Source organism: Bacteroides parvus (genome assembly GCF_017309675.2).
GTDB lineage: Bacteria > Bacteroidota > Bacteroidia > Bacteroidales > Bacteroidaceae > Bacteroides > Bacteroides uniformis.
Window position 1 is genome coordinate 1,677,993 of sequence record NZ_CP084680.1, and the last position, 17,817, is coordinate 1,695,809.

The 17,817-nt window shown below is 40.4% G+C and carries 9 protein-coding genes; 2 read left to right on the forward strand and 7 right to left on the reverse strand.

Going from position 1 to position 17,817, the window contains the following annotated elements; genetic code table 11:
• Positions 1 to 17: 17 nt before the first annotated feature.
• From JXR92_RS06695 to JXR92_RS06710, 4 genes are all read right to left on the reverse strand, one after another.
• A complete protein-coding gene (locus JXR92_RS06695) occupies positions 18 to 2,960 on the reverse strand; it encodes a SusC/RagA family TonB-linked outer membrane protein (RefSeq protein ID WP_262905193.1) in 2,943 nt (980 codons plus the stop codon).
• A 977-nt stretch (positions 2,961 to 3,937) separates the two neighbouring features.
• Positions 3,938 to 4,747, reverse strand: a complete 810-nt coding sequence (locus JXR92_RS06700) for a hypothetical protein (RefSeq protein ID WP_174646375.1) — start codon at positions 4,745 to 4,747, stop codon at positions 3,938 to 3,940.
• A gap of 31 nt (positions 4,748 to 4,778) precedes the next feature.
• A complete protein-coding gene (locus JXR92_RS06705) occupies positions 4,779 to 6,422 on the reverse strand; it encodes a RagB/SusD family nutrient uptake outer membrane protein (protein ID WP_138346602.1) in 1,644 nt (547 codons plus the stop codon).
• A gap of 24 nt (positions 6,423 to 6,446) precedes the next feature.
• On the reverse strand, positions 6,447 to 9,440 hold the full coding sequence (locus JXR92_RS06710) for a SusC/RagA family TonB-linked outer membrane protein (protein WP_226791317.1): 2,994 nt from the start codon (positions 9,438 to 9,440) through the stop codon (positions 6,447 to 6,449).
• Between the two features lie 705 nt (positions 9,441 to 10,145).
• Between JXR92_RS06710 and JXR92_RS06715 the strand changes: the two genes are divergently transcribed.
• Positions 10,146 to 10,307 (forward strand): hypothetical protein, encoded by a 162-nt coding sequence (locus JXR92_RS06715; RefSeq protein WP_165491379.1) that lies wholly within the window; start codon positions 10,146 to 10,148, stop codon positions 10,305 to 10,307.
• Between the two features lie 228 nt (positions 10,308 to 10,535).
• Here the strand turns inward: JXR92_RS06715 and JXR92_RS06720 are convergent, their stop codons facing one another.
• Together JXR92_RS06720 and JXR92_RS06725 are read right to left on the reverse strand one after the other, a co-directional pair.
• On the reverse strand, positions 10,536 to 12,134 hold the full coding sequence (locus JXR92_RS06720) for a RagB/SusD family nutrient uptake outer membrane protein (protein ID WP_138346592.1): 1,599 nt from the start codon (positions 12,132 to 12,134) through the stop codon (positions 10,536 to 10,538).
• 20 nt (positions 12,135 to 12,154) lie between these two features.
• Entirely contained in the window at positions 12,155 to 15,127 is a 2,973-nt protein-coding gene (locus JXR92_RS06725) for a SusC/RagA family TonB-linked outer membrane protein (protein ID WP_226791318.1), read from the reverse strand.
• Positions 15,128 to 15,543: 416 nt separating this feature from the next.
• Between JXR92_RS06725 and JXR92_RS06730 the strand changes: the two genes are divergently transcribed.
• Entirely contained in the window at positions 15,544 to 16,764 is a 1,221-nt protein-coding gene (locus JXR92_RS06730; protein ID WP_131225749.1) for an ATP-binding protein, read from the forward strand.
• Positions 16,765 to 16,859: 95 nt separating this feature from the next.
• On the opposite strand, the gene JXR92_RS06735 is transcribed toward JXR92_RS06730, so the two are convergent.
• Positions 16,860 to 17,813, reverse strand: a complete 954-nt coding sequence (locus JXR92_RS06735; RefSeq protein ID WP_131225750.1) for a hypothetical protein — start codon at positions 17,811 to 17,813, stop codon at positions 16,860 to 16,862.
• Between the last annotated feature and the right edge of the window lie 4 nt (positions 17,814 to 17,817).

A 17,817-nucleotide genomic window follows, 5' to 3' on the forward strand; every position in this document is an offset into this window, starting at 1 on the left:
CAATTTTATTTTTTAGTTTAGAATGTAAGGTTGATACCTCCGGAAATTACACGCATCGGAGAATAGCCTCCATATTCATCATCAGAACCAGCCATTGCCACACGAGGGTCAAATCCTTGACGTTTGGACCACAAGCCGAGATTATCTGCCGTAGCATAGATACGCAGTTTCTCAACACCCAATTTCTGCATCAGGTTCTTCGGCAATGTGTAGCCCAAAGTGATGTTACGTATGCTGAAGTAGCTGGCCTTTATCAGATTGAGGTCTGACTGCTGAGTGAAAGAGTTGGAAGCATTGTCAGCATTCCAAATAGGAAGTGAACCTTGACCGGTCTCAGGGTTGAATGTTTTCCACATATCCTTATTATGACCTACGTAGAATGAAGAACTCATGCCGGACAGATAAGAGTAGTCATAAGCATAGCCACCAATTTGGAAAGCCGTTGCTATAGAAAGGTCAATTCCCTTGTAAGAAAAAGTAGTGCTCAAACCGCCGTTGAAATCGGGCAGTGCAGATTTTCCAATGAAGTAGCGGGTTGCGTCTGCATAAGTGGTGGTGGTAGTACGGCCTGTCACTTCCCCTTTCTCGTTTGTCTCATCCATGTACCACATGGCATTTCCTTTTTCGTCTATGCCTGCATACATATAAGTATAGTACTCAAAACGGCTCTTACCTTCGCGCAGATTGAACGGCCCGGAAGTGATGCCATCTTTACGGTTTTCTTCGGGTAATGTCACAATACGGTTCTTGTAGTGGGAGCCTACGAGCGATACCGTCCACTTCAGGTCAGGCTGATTGAAGATATCCACATTCACTTCAAACTCTATACCAGTGTTCTTCATCGCACCCAGATTTTCCCAGTTATACGGCCGTCCGGCTGTAGAGAAAGCTACGGGACGCTTGAAAAGCATATCATCCGTACGACGATAAAAATATTCGAATGAACCGTATACTCTATCGAAGAGACGGAAATCGACCCCCACGTCAAAAGTCTTCTGCTTTTCCCAGGTCAGGTCCGGATTACCGTAGAACTCCGGTGAATAACCCAACTCTGAACCATTCCAAGTAACTGTGTATTGGTCTTGGTAAGGCGTGTATACATAGGCATAGTCATACTCTGAAAGGATGCTTTCATTCCCCTGGGTACCATAAGATGCACGCAGTTTCAAGTCGTTCAACCAAGAATTTGTACCTTCCATGAATGCTTCGTTGGAAATACGCCAAGCAGCACCTACCGACCAGAAATTACCCCAACGGTCCAAAAAGCGGGAAGTACCGTCGCGACGGAAAGCGGCAGAAACGTAATATTTATTGCTATAGTCGTAGTCTGCCATACCGAAATACCCCTCGATGTTATGGTTTGCCGTGTAGCTATTGATGTATTGCATTTGTCCACCGTTGTCTAGTTCCGGATTGTTCGGATTAAAGAAGTTGGTCTTCTGTCCTGCCAAATACTGATATTCATACTTGTAGTACTCGTGACCTATCTTGGCCGACAAGTGGTGGTTATCGCCAAATACATTGCTGTAAGCCAGAATCTGGTTGAAGTTGGTAGTCGTAGTGTTGTAGCTTCCTTTTGTACCACGACCACCGAAAGACTGTCCGTCACCGATAAGCGGAGTGTAGAATACTGTCTGGCTACTGTTCGTGAAATCATAACTATAGTTTGCTGTAAACTTGAAATGCTTCAAAAACGAGATTTCCAGATACGAGCGTGAAGTCAGGTTGTTATACACAGTTTCACGGATGTCTTCTTTCATGTTGGCTATCACATTCTGGTTAGTAGCCGTAGGACGTTTAGATGTACCGTCTGTTTCACCATTTCCGGCATCATACATGGGGCTTCCATCCTCATAATATTTCATGTTACCTTCTGCATCATAGGCATGAACCGGAAAGATAGGAGCCCAAGATCGTGCTACTTCGAAAGGATTGGAGGCAGCTCCGGCATTCTCTTGTACACCATTCTGAGTTGCTTTGGAATATCCTACATTGGTACCTACCTTCAACCAGGATTTCAACTGAGAGTTAACGTTGGCACGAGCTGTAAAACGCTCATAAGAAGAACCTAACACATAAGAGTCATTATCCAAAAAGCCCATAGATACATAAAAATCTGTACGGTCATTACCACCCGATGCAGATACATTGTATTCTTGGCGGAAGGCATTGTCGAACAAGGCATCGGCAAACGAATCATTATAACGCAAACGTGCATTGGGATTAAGTTTTCCATCAGGTGTTACTAAATATTCTCCTTGCGGGATGATATAAGCATTGTAATTACCTAGTTCGCCCAGTAAATCCTGACTGGCTGCTAAATTAGAGTCTTCAATGGATTTTCCAGCCGCCCAATAAGTATTACGAAGACCATACCAAGACAAACGGTAGAACTCTTCCGGATCAGTAGCCATATCATAATCTTTGTACGCACGCTGTGCCACACCCCAGGTACCGTTAAAGTTGATGGCCACCTTGTCTTTGCGTCCGGTCTTGGTAGTAATCATGACCACACCACCAGCTGCACGAGAACCATACAAAGAGTTGGATACAGCATCTTTCGACACGTTCACTGAAGCAATGTCCGTAGGGTTGATGTCCGACAACTTACCGTTGAAGGGCACACCATCTACTACAATCAGCGCATTGTTGCTGGCCGAAATAGAACCGATACCGCGCAATACGATATTGGCATCTTGTCCCGGCTGGCCGGAAGAGCTTACAACCTGCAAACCGGCCACAGCTCCTTCTAGTGCATTGGACACGGATGTAGCTTGTGAATTACTGATAATCTCATTCTTTACACTGCTGATAGAGCCCACCAAATCTTGTTTGCGTTTAGTGCCATAAGCCACTACTGTTACTTCATCAAGTATCTCTGTATCAGGCGTCATAACCACTTTTACGCTCGGTTTGATTATTACTTCTTGAGTCTGCATGCCAATGTACGAAATCACCAAAGTTTTCGCGGAACTACAATAAGTCTATATTGTTGATAATAAGCAATATAAAATAAATAAAAAGAGCTCCTGAAATAAAGTAATCCTCTAGAGAAGATACTCTATACATATCCACTGTAAATGGCAATCTACTTATATGATACTATTTGTAATGGTAATATCCTGATTTATAATATATTGATTCTATGCTAATATGTTATAGCTATAAAGTCAGGATTTCTCCTTATTAAAAATAGGAACACTTTTGTCAATATTCATCATTTGGTTGTTTTTTATCAATTATTTACTAGTGTTGTTCGTACCATCCATAAGAATATAAAGTCTTATGTAAAATACTATTCAAAATTATAAGGGTTATGTAGATACTGTCCTACCTATCTTATTCATAGGGTACTATGCAATTTCCCCTATTTTAAATAAATAGACAATATTACGATTTTTCCCTCAGATTTACATTTTCTGGTGAGGAAGAGTTATTATAAGAAAATGTAGTTTACATAGAATTATGTCACCGGGGTGAAGAATCTGTTTTTGTGATCTGCACCGACTTCCGTATCGTGTAGGGCTATTCAGGCTTGCTGTTTATTGGAGAGAGGATATTCCTATTGTCGCAATTCTTTTCCATAAAGTCTACGAAGCACGATACATGTAAGTACACTTTTAGATTCTCCATTGGATAAACCTTGTATAATGTATTCATTGTGCGATCCAATAGCATTATGATACTGTAGTCTTACCAGTATCATAACATTCACTAATGATATAGAGCTATTTTTTTAGAGTTCATATTCATGTATTTATCTAATTGCAGACATACGATATTTTTATAAGATTATGGGTTATTGATAGTTATTGTTTTTTTAAGTTGATTATCGCTTTTATTTGCACATTCTACAGATTTAAAAAAAGGGTAGAGAAAGATTCTTTAAACCATCTTTTTCTACCCTTAAATATTTATTATTTAATTTCTCTATGACTTATTTACTTGCAGGAAGCGTAAAAGTGTCTTGGAAAGTTCCCAGTGGACCTGCTGAACATGTGTAATCTAAAACCACAGTAATAGTGCGTGTGTCAGGATTATAGGAACCACCGTAAGTGGGATTGATATTGATATAAAGCATTTGCGGTTCCGGCAATCCTACGTTTACTAGGCAAACTGGCGTCTCCCTCATTCGTACAGAATTGTCAGCATTAACTTTGAATATAATATCATTTCCTTCAGCAGCAGGAGCTACTGCTTTGAACCAGGTTGAAGCTTCGCTGGTCTGAAGTACTTCACAAGGAAGTACAGCGCCTAATCCCGAGAGTGTAAATTCACCTACACCTATTGGCGTATCCCAGTAAGCTTGTTGCAACACGCTGCCGGTAGTATTGGCAATTGTACTTTCCGAATAGCTATCTATGTCCGCTTCGTCTAATGCTACGCTGTAAGTGTAATATTCCTCGGCTTCGACATCAGAGAATATGATATCAAACGTGGCAGTGTTTGCACCTGCGGCAAAAGTTACACTTTCGGGTATGATAAAATGACTATCATTAGTAGATAATGCTTTTAATCGCGTGGTGTGTTCGCTATCTGTTTTTTGGCGATTTACGGTAATGGTTACTTTCTTCTCAGAATTGGCATCTATAATGTTTTGTTCTCCATCGCTTACAAATGATGCTTTGATGCAGTCAGCGTTCACTTGTTGAGCCGGAACGTAGTCGCATTCTTCGGTACATGCGCTGAACCCAAGTACAAATACCGTTGATAAAGCCATAAAACTATATTTAATTGATTTATTCATATTTTGATTTCTTTAAAAATAGAACTTTAGATTAATAGACTTGACTTGGATCGGGGTTTTCATAGCCTCTCAACGCAGCATTACTGTTTTTCTCAGTTTGTACAATGCAGAAGTTCATCCAAGCGGGGCGGCGTGTGGTTTTGAATTGTGTATTGGAATAAAAGTTACTACCTTTGTAAGTACGATCTATAGGCATATCCAAGCGTTTAATATCAAAGAAAGTCTGTCCTTCACCCCACAATTCGACACGTTTTTGGAAAATAATTTCGTCTACAACATCGGTAACGGAGCAAACATATTTAGTACCTTCCGGAGCATCATTAGCCAAACGGTATGTATTCATGAAATTTTCCAAAAGTACTTTACCAGTACCTGCAGCCACATGCTCAGCGGCTTCAGCCTCAATGAAGTACATCTCTTCCACACGCATCAATGGGTAAGCTATAGCTGCTGCCAAATTTACATCATCAGGGTTACCTTCACCAGGACGGAACTTGACAGAAGCATAAGAAGGCAACCAAGTGCCAAAGTTTCCATATTTCGGATTGGCAGAAGTCAGAAAGTTTGTCTTACCATCCAAGGCTGTGCCTTGAGGAGCCTTCCACATGCGCTTACGAAAATCATTGTCGTTTATACGGCTATACATATTGGCGTCTATCATTGTGTACGGACCGCCAACACGTTGTGCTGCATATCCGAAAGAAGTCTCATTAGACATCCATGAAGTCCAGTTTACGATACCGGTTTGTACCACATCATTTTCTTTTACCAACTGTGAACCCCAAATCCAACAGCTTAATGTGTTGAATCCTTTGGAAGTGCTAAGGCAATCTTCTTGTGTCATAGGCTTCAATTTCGATTCATCGATGGCTTTACGAGCATAAGTTTTAGCATTAGGATAGTCTTCCAACCACATATAGTAGCGAGCCATCAGACCATACACGGCATCCAGATGGGGCAGCGCACGAGAACTTTCGGTAAGATAAACAATGTTTTCTTCGGCTGCTTGCAAATCAGAGAGAATAAATTCTGCCATTTTTTCGCGGGTAACGCGAGGATTGTTGTATGATTCTTCTTCGGTGGTCTTTTCCGTAACAATGGGTACAGTAAGATTGGTCACATCATTACCAGCGTCGTTTGGCATGGAAGTTCCGTCTGTAGGCAGATATTCATACATACGTGCCATGTCTAAATACATCAGAGCGCGAAAAGCATGGGCAGCACCTACGTAACCTTTTTCTACATTCGAAGATGTTTCCAGTGGGAAGGCTGCCAGCAACTTATTTGCCGCTAGTACATTTCTCCAATAGAAGTTCCATACGAATTGATTATAAATATAGCTTTCACCTTGATATATGTTTTCTTCCCATGGCCAATAGTGGTCATAACCTGAAGAAGAAATGGGCATGTCGCCAGTTTGTACATCACGAATGTGCATGATAGAACCGTACCCCCAGTCAAAATGTCTACTACGGTCAACATCTATCGCATAGGTATTAAGCATAGCATGCATAGACCACAGCATAGCTCCAGCAGCTTCCTCAGAGGAGGTTACTTGGTCTTCGGTCGCAGCATTGGTGGGAAATGTTTCTTCAATACAGCCAGTGTTTATCAGCATGGACGAAGAGAGACAAACTCCAATTAGCAATTTAGATATATTTCTTTTCATATTCATTTCATTTACAAGTTAATTTTACAATTAGAATGTCAAAGTAACACCGCCTGAAATAGTACGCATCGGTGCATAATATGCGGAGGTTACAGCACCAGTGATACTTTGACGCGGATCAAGTCCTTGACGCTTAGACCATAACCATAAGTTTTCACCAGAGAAGTAGAGACGTATTTTTTCAATACCTGCCCGACGACTTAATGTTGATGGTAGTGTATAGCCGAAGTTTACACTTTGCAGGTTTAAGTAAGAAGCGTCAGTTAAGAATCGGTCTGATGAAGCTGCTGTATAGTTGTCACCAAACTGTAGACGAGGAATGTTAGTATGGTGTTCCGGTGTCCAAGCATTCAATAAGTCAGCGTGGAAAGCGCTTCCTTTGCTACTGCTGCTGGGTGAGCCCATCATGCTGGCATAGTCACCATCATATACTTGTCCGCCAATTTGATAGTTGAAGTCTACAGTCAAATCAAATCCTTTATAAGTCAATGTTGTACCAAAACCACCATAAACGTCGGGTAAGGCTGTACCACAGTCATAATAAGTAGCACTTGAATAGTTGGTGGTGGTTGTACGTCCCGTCACCTTACCGTTCTGGTCCTTTACATCTACATAATAGAGTGCTTCACCATTTTCATTGACACCTGCATATTTCTGGAGACGGTAAGTGTAAAGGGGCAATCCTTCGCCATAGAAGTAACTGCCACTGCTATATCCTCCATGTCCTCCCAAATCTAGAGTCTTACGCTTTTCGGGAAGATAAGTGATTTTGTTTTTATAATGCGTCAAGTTTAACCGTAGATTCCATTCCAGATCATTAGTCTTAATGGGGGTACCTGTTAACTCCATTTCCACACCCATATTGCGCATGTCACCTACATTGGCATAATAGTAACTGTAACCAAAAGACGGAGCCAGCGGGAAAGTAAACAGCATATCCGTTGTTTTGCGAACAAAATATTCCACATTACCGGTAAGACGCTGGCTAAACAATTCGAATTCTATACCGGCATTAAAGTTGCCATTGGTTTCCCAAGTAATCTCCTTATTTCCCATAGCATCAGGGGTGGCAGCAGGAGTACCAGCTGAATTTTCAATAATGTAAGTATTTACATAACGATAGTTACCTATATTGTCGTTTCCTTGTGAACCATAAGAGGCTTTAAGTTTCAATAGGTTAATCCAGGGCACATCGAAGAAGTCCTCTTTGGAAATAATCCATGCAGCACCGGCGGACCAGAAATTACCCCAACGATGATCTGGATGGAAGCGTGAAGAAGCATCACGGCGATAAGAGCCAGAAAGAAAATATTTTTCGTTATAGTCATATTGTACACGACCGAAATAGCCTTCCGTATTATAATCCGTAGTGTATGAGTTATTACCGTTCTCAGTGATGGCACCAGCTAATTCATGATTAGTCGGGTCGAACATGTTGGACTTGCTGGCATATAAATAATAGTATTTGTAGCGGTAAGATTCATGTCCCAACATCACATCCAGATTATGCGAACCAAAGCTACGTTTCCAGTTCAGTAATTGTTGATGATTATAGGCCAGATTTCGGGTATGGTATTTATAGAGCATGCCGTTCTGACTGGCATATTGCCCATAATAAGGGTTGGTAAAAGCTGTAGAGCGAGTTTCATCCACATTTACACTACTGGTCCAAGTGAATTTGAAATCTTTAAGGAAACGAAGTTCTGCGAATCCCATAGCATTAATTGCATTACCTTCAGCATTGTTTTCATTCAGCATAGTGGCAGAATAAGCATTGGAACCTGACATGAATGGACGTCCCAGACCGCCATTCTCACCATCACCATAATCATACATTTTATAGCCATTTTTATCAATCATAATATTGCCTTCTCCATCACGAATATACATAGGATAAATAGGAGCAATACGGGTAGAAATGGCAAACACATTACCAGAAGAAGCTGATGAACCGTCTTCACTCAAAGAATTTGCATTAAAATAAGTATAGGCCATATTTGCACCTACTTTCAGCCAATCTTTTACTTGGTAGTCAGCTTTCAAACGACCGGTCAGGCGCTCATAGTTAGAATTAACGGTAATACCTTCATTGTTTAGGTAACTAACAGAAGTATAAAATGAGGACTTATCCGTTCCAGCAGATACATTGACGTTATATTCCTGGCGCAAGCCATGGCTGTAAACTTCATCCAGCCACTTGTCTGGACGAATTAGGTATTGTTGACCTCCATATTCAACAATATTGCCCAGTACTGCATTGGGATTCAATTTGCCATTGCTTCCGATGAGGTATTGACCTTGAGGAACATTATAAGCGTTGTACCCCAATGAGTAGTCATTGTTGGCATCATGTGCAGCCATATTTGTTGCTGCAAAGATATGTGCATCATTAGGAGTGTAACCTTTCGAGTTTATTAAATAGTTTTTTAATGCACCATAATACATCTCATAATATTGTGCAGGGTTGGATACTGTTTTATAGTCTTGTGTACCACGTGAGTTGGAGCCCCATTTGGCATCTACCGTCACCCGCGCTTGCCCTGAATTTCCTTTTTTAGTAGTGATAATAATCACTCCATTAGCACCACGAGCGCCATATAATGCGTTGGATGCAGCATCTTTCAACACGGTCATGGACTCAATATCTTGAGAAGATATATTATTCATGTCACCATCGTAAGGAACACCATCAAGAATAATAAGTGGGTCATTCCCTGCATTGATAGAACTGATACCTCGGATACGGATAGTCGGCTTTGTGGAACCAGGTTGACCAGAGTTGTTGTTGAGTTGAACACCAGACACTTTTCCACTCAAAGCATTGGCTACATTACTACTTTGAATTTTGCCAATATCTTCAGATGATACTACGCTCGCTGAACCTGTGAATGCCGACTTCTTAGCAGTACCATAAGCTGTTACTATCACTTCATCAAGGAGTTCTGCATTATTTTTCAAAATCACTTTTAAATTAGGTTTTATCGAGACCTCTTGAGTCTGCATGCCAATGTACGAAATTACCAGAGTTTTCGCGGAACTACACTATCTGTATTCTGTTGATAATAAAGAATATACAATAAGTCAAAGAATTGGCTAAAACAAGGAATACTCTTTTCAAAGCTGTCCTATATGGGTCTACAATAAACAAAACCTTACTTATGTGATACCATTAACAAATGTAATATTTTGATTAATAGTTATTTGAGTGTTAATTAATGTACTGCAGTTGTAAAATTAGCATTCCTCTTTTTAAAAGAATGGGTGATTATGTCAATATCTATCATTTGTTTATTTTTCGTTGAATATTTACTTGTATTATTTATTTCATCCATAAGAATATTGCATTTCATGTAAATACTATTTTAAATTACAGAATAACTATTCCTATTTCAAATAGAGAAAGTCTGTGTTTGTCGGATAAAAAACTAATGAACTTATGAGGTTATTTCTAAAGGATCTTAAATAAATTACTTTATAGTTTTTTGTGTAAAAGTTCAAAAATAAATTCATTTTATACAAATATCGTCTTTAATTAGTATTATCGTAATGTACACTACGGATAATAGTGGACTTGATGTAAAATAATAGGTGTATTATGAAATTCTATGGTCAAAAAAGAGTTGGCTGTTTTAAAGAATATAGCAGAACAGTTTCAAGAAGAATCGCAAATGCCGGTTTTAGTAGGAAGAAGGCGCATCGGTAAGACCTCACTTTTATTGAAATCAACGGATGAAAGACCGACATCGTATTTTTTCATTTTATGAATTGGTCGAAATTAAACACAATCCTGAACGGATAGGTTGGGGGATATTGAAGAAAAAAGTCACAATCAACAAAGAATGGAAAAACTGCTCTGTTTCTTATAAAGGGCTTTCTTTGGAAGATATGTAATCTTGAAATAACACTTCCCCCTGAAGTCTTTTGTTGGATTAAGAGAAGAAAGCCACCCATTTCGCAATGAGTGGCTTCTCAAAAACACTTTATTATGAAATTCCGGTATGTTCAACCGGATGAATCATCATAATTGCCGCATTATTATTGTTGGGGTAATGCAGCTTGATTAGTCTGCACAGATAGCGCTTCTGTGTCATTTTTCCGTATAACATGTCCTTTGAAGTATTAATTCTGGTCGCTCGGAGAAAGCTGAGAATTATTCTCTATTTCAGAGAGAGGTAACTGGTAAAGGAACGGCCTGTCTTCTTGGTTATAACGGAACTTACCGGCAGAGAAGTGATTATTATTTTCTGCGCCCCAAGTTTCATCTGTACGATCTACAGGAATATTCAAACGACGATTATCAATATATTCCAAACCTTCACCCCAGAACTCTACACGTTTCTGATAAATGATTTCCTCTATCAGGTCAGCCTTGTTCGTGAAAGTGTAATTATAATCGGGCTGGCGAGTCTTCATAAAGCTATTCAGTTCAGTCACTGCTTCTGCAGAACCCTTGTGAGCCAAAGCTTCCATTTTTATCATGTAAGCTTCTTCTGAGCGCAGGTAAATATAATCTCCCAGTTCCCATCCACTGAACACACCGGCCTTGATATTATCACGACCTGTACCGATAAATTTTACAGCTTGGTATTCCACGGCAACTGGAGACTGAGTGTCACGAATCAATGTTGTACGATTACCGGAATCATCTGTTACACCTGTAGAACGGTCGCAGCAGAACCATTGCAGACGGATATCAGTATCCGCGATACGGTCTACTAATGGCTTAAATGCAGCACGCCATACACCGATGCCGGCATACCCATCACCATAAGCATCCATCTGCGAGAAGAAAGACATATAAGTCGTACTATTATCTGCTGTAATATCACATCCGAATACTACATCCGGTAAGCTGATATTACTGAATCCCTGGAGTATCTGGTCTTCACTCTGCAATATAGGGAAATTATCAATCACCACTTGCGCATACTTTATCGCCTCATCCCATTCATGGATAACCATGTTCGCACGAGCCAAATGCATAGCTACTACGCAGCCATCCATATCAGTGGGTGAGGAAGTACGCGTCATATCCAAATCCTTGAACAAGTCGAAAGCAGTAGTAAGGTCACTCTTGATTTGTTCATAGATTTGAGCTACAGTAGCACGTGGCTGGTCACCTTCCGTATCCTCTGTAATAAGCGGTACGCACGGTGACTGGGAGAAGTCATATTTCTCTCCACGACCCCATTTTGTTCCATCCGCACCGGTATAGTAAGAATACTGATATAAGTAAGTCAGTTGCAAGTAGGCGTAGCCACGGAAACCAAGGGCGATGGCACGATATTTCAAATTGGCGGGATCTTCACTGCTGGGGTCAATAAGCTTGAGGATATCGTTGGCATTGGCTATGACACGATAGTACTCTTTCCAACGGTTGTTGGTTGGAGTATAACTCTGTTGCCAATAGTCCAGCAAATAATGATACATACTCATGGCGAAACGTCCGGTCATAATCATATCATTGCCCATCAGCGATGTTAAGTAATCAAAACTCTTTTGGCCGAAATAGTTGTGACTCATATTGACGTCAACATACTGTTGCATATCAGTATACATACCTGCCACAGCAGCTGAAAAAGCCTTATCAGGATCTTCCTGAGCCACATTGCCCAGTTGGTCTTCAGTCAAATAAGCGGTAACATCAGCATCTTCAATGCAAGATGTAAGCAGGCCCCCGACAAGGAGCACCTGCATCATATATTTCATTATCTTCATATACAATTTTATTTTTTAGTTTAGAATGTAAGGTTGATACCTCCGGAAATTACACGCATCGGAGAATAGCCTCCATATTCATCATCAGAACCAGCCATTGCCACACGAGGGTCAAATCCTTGACGTTTGGACCACAAGCCGAGATTATCTGCCGTAGCATAGATACGCAGTTTCTCAACACCCAATTTCTGCATCAGGTTCTTCGGCAATGTGTAGCCCAAAGTGATGTTACGTATGCTGAAGTAGCTGGCCTTTATCAGATTGAGGTCTGACTGCTGAGTGAAAGAGTTGGAAGCATTGTCAGCATTCCAAATAGGAAGTGAACCTTGACCGGTCTCAGGGTTGAATGTTTTCCACATATCCTTATTATGACCTACGTAGAATGAAGAACTCATGCCGGACAGATAAGAGTAGTCATAAGCATAGCCACCAATTTGGAAAGCCGTTGCTATAGAAAGGTCAATTCCCTTGTAAGAAAAAGTAGTGCTCAAACCGCCGTTGAAATCGGGCAGTGCAGATTTTCCAATGAAGTAGCGGGTTGCGTCTGCATAAGTGGTGGTGGTAGTACGGCCTGTCACTTCCCCTTTCTCGTTTGTCTCATCCATGTACCACATGGCATTTCCTTTTTCGTCTATGCCTGCATACATATAAGTATAGTACTCAAAACGGCTCTTACCTTCGCGCAGATTGAACGGCCCGGAAGTGATGCCATCTTTACGGTTTTCTTCGGGTAATGTCACAATACGGTTCTTGTAGTGGGAGCCTACGAGCGATACCGTCCACTTCAGGTCAGGCTGATTGAAGATATCCACATTCACTTCAAACTCTATACCAGTGTTCTTCATCGCACCCAGATTTTCCCAGTTATACGGCCGTCCGGCTGTAGAGAAAGCTACGGGACGCTTGAAAAGCATATCATCCGTACGACGATAAAAATATTCGAATGAACCGTATACTCTATCGAAGAGACGGAAATCGACCCCCACGTCAAAAGTCTTCTGCTTTTCCCAGGTCAGGTCCGGATTACCGTAGAACTCCGGTGAATAACCCAACTCTGAACCATTCCAAGTAACTGTGTATTGGTCTTGGTAAGGCGTGTATACATAGGCATAGTCATACTCTGAAAGGATGCTTTCATTCCCCTGGGTACCATAAGATGCACGCAGTTTCAAGTCGTTCAACCAAGAATTTGTACCTTCCATGAATGCTTCGTTGGAAATACGCCAAGCAGCACCTACCGACCAGAAATTACCCCAACGGTCCAAAAAGCGGGAAGTACCGTCGCGACGGAAAGCGGCAGAAACGTAATATTTATTGCTATAGTCGTAGTCTGCCATACCGAAATACCCCTCGATGTTATGGTTTGCCGTGTAGCTATTGATGTATTGCATTTGTCCACCGTTGTCTAGTTCCGGATTGTTCGGATTAAAGAAGTTGGTCTTCTGTCCTGCCAAATACTGATATTCATACTTGTAGTACTCGTGACCTATCTTGGCCGACAAGTGGTGGTTATCGCCAAATACATTGCTGTAAGCCAGAATCTGGTTGAAGTTGGTAGTCGTAGTGTTGTAGCTTCCTTTTGTACCACGACCACCGAAAGACTGTCCGTCACCGATAAGCGGAGTGTAGAATACTGTCTGGCTACTGTTCGTGAAATCATAACTATAGTTTGCTGTAAACTTGAAATGCTTCAAAAACGAGATTTCCAGATACGAGCGTGAAGTCAGGTTGTTATACACAGTTTCACGGATGTCTTCTTTCATGTTGGCTATCACATTCTGGTTAGTAGCCGTAGGACGTTTAGATGTACCGTCTGTTTCACCATTTCCGGCATCATACATGGGGCTTCCATCCTCATAATATTTCATGTTACCTTCTGCATCATAGGCATGAACCGGAAAGATAGGAGCCCAAGATCGTGCTACTTCGAAAGGATTGGAGGCAGCTCCGGCATTCTCTTGTACACCATTCTGAGTTGCTTTGGAATATCCTACATTGGTACCTACCTTCAACCAGGATTTCAACTGAGAGTTAACGTTGGCACGAGCTGTAAAACGCTCATAAGAAGAACCTAACACATAAGAGTCATTATCCAAAAAGCCCATAGATACATAAAAATCTGTACGGTCATTACCACCCGATGCAGATACATTGTATTCTTGGCGGAAGGCATTGTCGAACAAGGCATCGGCAAACGAATCATTATAACGCAAACGTGCATTGGGATTAAGTTTTCCATCAGGTGTTACTAAATATTCTCCTTGCGGGATGATATAAGCATTGTAATTACCTAGTTCGCCCAGTAAATCCTGACTGGCTGCTAAATTAGAGTCTTCAATGGATTTTCCAGCCGCCCAATAAGTATTACGAAGACCATACCAAGACAAACGGTAGAACTCTTCCGGATCAGTAGCCATATCATAATCTTTGTACGCACGCTGTGCCACACCCCAGGTACCGTTAAAGTTGATGGCCACCTTGTCTTTGCGTCCGGTCTTGGTAGTAATCATGACCACACCACCAGCTGCACGAGAACCATACAAAGAGTTGGATACAGCATCTTTCGACACGTTCACTGAAGCAATGTCCGTAGGGTTGATGTCCGACAACTTACCGTTGAAGGGCACACCATCTACTACAATCAGCGCATTGTTGCTGGCCGAAATAGAACCGATACCGCGCAATACGATATTGGCATCTTGTCCCGGCTGGCCGGAAGAGCTTACAACCTGCAAACCGGCCACAGCTCCTTCTAGTGCATTGGACACGGATGTAGCTTGTGAATTACTGATAATCTCATTCTTTACACTGCTGATAGAGCCCACCAAATCTTGTTTGCGTTTAGTGCCATAAGCCACTACTGTTACTTCATCAAGTATCTCTGTATCAGGCGTCATAACCACTTTTACGCTCGGTTTGATTATTACTTCTTGAGTCTTCATACCGATGTACGAAATCACCAGAGTTTTCGCGGAACTATAATAATTGTATATTGTTGAAAAACAACTGTTTATGTTTGCCGTAGAACAGGGTTTATTCTATTGTATATTATCTATAAAGGTATATGGCAAAGGGAGGTAAGTATCTCAAAGTACCCATTTCATACCGTTTTGAATAATTAAAAGCTGATAATGAGCACGTTATTGTAACATTTCATTCTACTCTTTTAATTGGTGATGTACTAATTAACCCAATAAATGTTTTTTATTCAAGAATAACGATAGATTATATAGAGGAATATATTTTGAAAGATAGATTTTATCCATGAAAGTTCCAAAATATTTTTTGTTGAGAAATATTTGGTTTACATATGTTATTTATAATCGATGAATATATAATATGTATGGAAAGATTCAATTATAATTGAATGATTTTATATCTTTGTGCATAAACTAAATCGTGTTTGAATATGAAAAATTATATCTCCCGCCCTTTATACATAAGGAGAATTGAACCGTTTATTGATAAAAGTATAATAAAAGTAATAACCGGCCAACGTAGGATAGGTAAAAGCTACATTCTTTTGCAGATATCAGATATCATAAAGAAAAACATACCGGAAGCCAATATCATTTTTGTAGATAAAGAGCAACTTGCCTTCACGGAAATTAGGAACTACATGGATCTTTATCAATATGTTTTAAAGAAGGTTATTGGGCATAATCATAACTATCTCTTTGTAGATGAAATCCAAGAGATTGAAGAATTCCAATTGTGTCTGCGGAGTTTATTGAATGAAAATAGATGCGATATCTATTGCACCGGAAGTAATGCTAAAATGCTATCCAGTGAACTTGCTACTCAGTTGGCAGGAAGATATATAGAATTTCCCATTCATTCACTTAGCTACGGGGAATTCTTAACTTTCAATCAATGTCAAGATTCCACCGAAAGTTTAAAACTCTATCTTACATTCGGAGGTATGCCCTACATTCATAATCTAACAATGGACAAGAATGTCATATTTGAGTATTTGAGAAACGTTTATTCCACTATCCTACTAAAAGATGTGGTTGCACGTGAATCAATCCGGAATGTATCTTTTTTGGAAAATCTCGTAGCTTATCTGATAGATAATACCGGTTCTCTTTTTTCTGCCCAGAATATTAGTAAATATTTAAAGTCGCAACACGTCAACATTCCTACGCAGACAATTCTGAACTATCTAAAGGCACTGTGCAATAGTTTCTTTATTTACAAAATTCAACGAGCTGAAATCCAAGGGATGAAAATCTTTGAGATTGGTGAGAAATATTATTTTGAAGATTTGGGATTACATAATTCCATACAGCATTTCGATTTTCGAAAAGACATCAACAAGTTAATGGAAAATGTAGTATGCATTGATTTGTTAAGATATGGATATGAAGTATATGTTGGAAAGAGTGGTAATAAGGAAATTGATTTCATTGCTTCCAAAGACGACCATAAAATCTATATTCAAGTAGCATATATGCTTCCCGATGATGCAACTGTTAGGCGAGAATTTGGCAATCTTTTGGAAATAGCAGACAATTACCCCAAATATGTGGTAACAATGGATGAAATGCAAAGCGGGGGAAATTACAAAGGAATTAAACAGATTTCACTGCGAAACTTTTTGTTGGCAGAGGATAAGGAAAAACTGTAAATTAACGATTCAATCTCTGCGAATCGATATTTAAAGTAAAAAGCCGGCCCCTTGTGTGAACCGGCTTTTCTTATGTAATTTTTTTAATTTTCAAATTACTCTGTCTCCAAAGAGTTAAGGTATGCTTCCGCACTCAAGTAGAGATAAGACGGGTTGGTACAAGGATATGCACCACCGTCTTGATAGTCAGCCATACTTACGTACAACGAATTGGCTGGGAAGGTAATACTACCGGCCTTTTCATTATAAACTCCCAAAGGATAAGAATTTATATTAGTAGATAAGTTGCCATATACAGAACCACCGCTGAACATACCATATCCCCAATCCATACCATATTGAATTGGTTTCAAAGAAGCGCCTTCTTTAGTCACATCAATTACGAAAGTATATTCACCTGGAACTATATCAGCCTCTTCATTAAAGGGATAACCGTTGAAACCACCAACCTCATCTTGTGCGGTCGCAACTTTGGCAAACGGGCTGTCGAAACGGAAACGTGTACTGGTAGCAGTTGTAGTCTTTTCAATTTCCACAGCCATCGGAACAGACGGATCTACTTTAAAGAAATTGGAAACTGTACCATCCAAGTAGTATCCGGTACCGATAGATTCCCACTTCAAAATAGCAAAATTCACTGATATTTCATGGTATCCGGAGGAATAGTTACTGACATCATTGCCGCTCAAAGCCAGCTGTAGATTATAAGTGATACCCTCAGCAGCTGATGGTGCTTCAACTGTCAACTTGGCTGTTTTCTCTCCAGCAGCGAATGATACAGTAGAAGGGCATATAAATATATTCTCTTCATTATTTATCACAGTAACATCAACCGTACCGACAGCATCTGTCAAGGCGCGTGTCAAGGTTAAATCAAAAGAGGTTATTCCCGGCTCAACTTCCACTGTTTGGGTGTAATTGCCCACAAAGCAGATGCCTTGATTACCGTCTTCCTGTTCACCCGGAGTATAACTTTCTGCATCAGGATCGCAAGAGGTAGCTATCAGTGCGATGACAAACAGACTAAGTATCTTATTTATATATTTCATATTC

What these genes read in the sequence shown, in the direction of transcription:
- JXR92_RS06720 (WP_138346592.1), bottom strand. Translation starts at nt 12,134, where the DNA reads ATGAAGATAATGAAATATATGATGCAGGTGCTCCTTGTCGGGGGCCTG.
- JXR92_RS06700 (WP_174646375.1), bottom strand. Translation starts at nt 4,747, where the DNA reads ATGAATAAATCAATTAAATATAGTTTTATGGCTTTATCAACGGTATTT.
- JXR92_RS06705 (WP_138346602.1), bottom strand. Translation starts at nt 6,422, where the DNA reads ATGAATATGAAAAGAAATATATCTAAATTGCTAATTGGAGTTTGTCTC.
- JXR92_RS06730 (WP_131225749.1), top strand. Translation starts at nt 15,544, where the DNA reads ATGAAAAATTATATCTCCCGCCCTTTATACATAAGGAGAATTGAACCG.
- JXR92_RS06735 (WP_131225750.1), bottom strand. Translation starts at nt 17,813, where the DNA reads ATGAAATATATAAATAAGATACTTAGTCTGTTTGTCATCGCACTGATA.
- JXR92_RS06715 (WP_165491379.1), top strand. Translation starts at nt 10,146, where the DNA reads ATGAAAGACCGACATCGTATTTTTTCATTTTATGAATTGGTCGAAATT.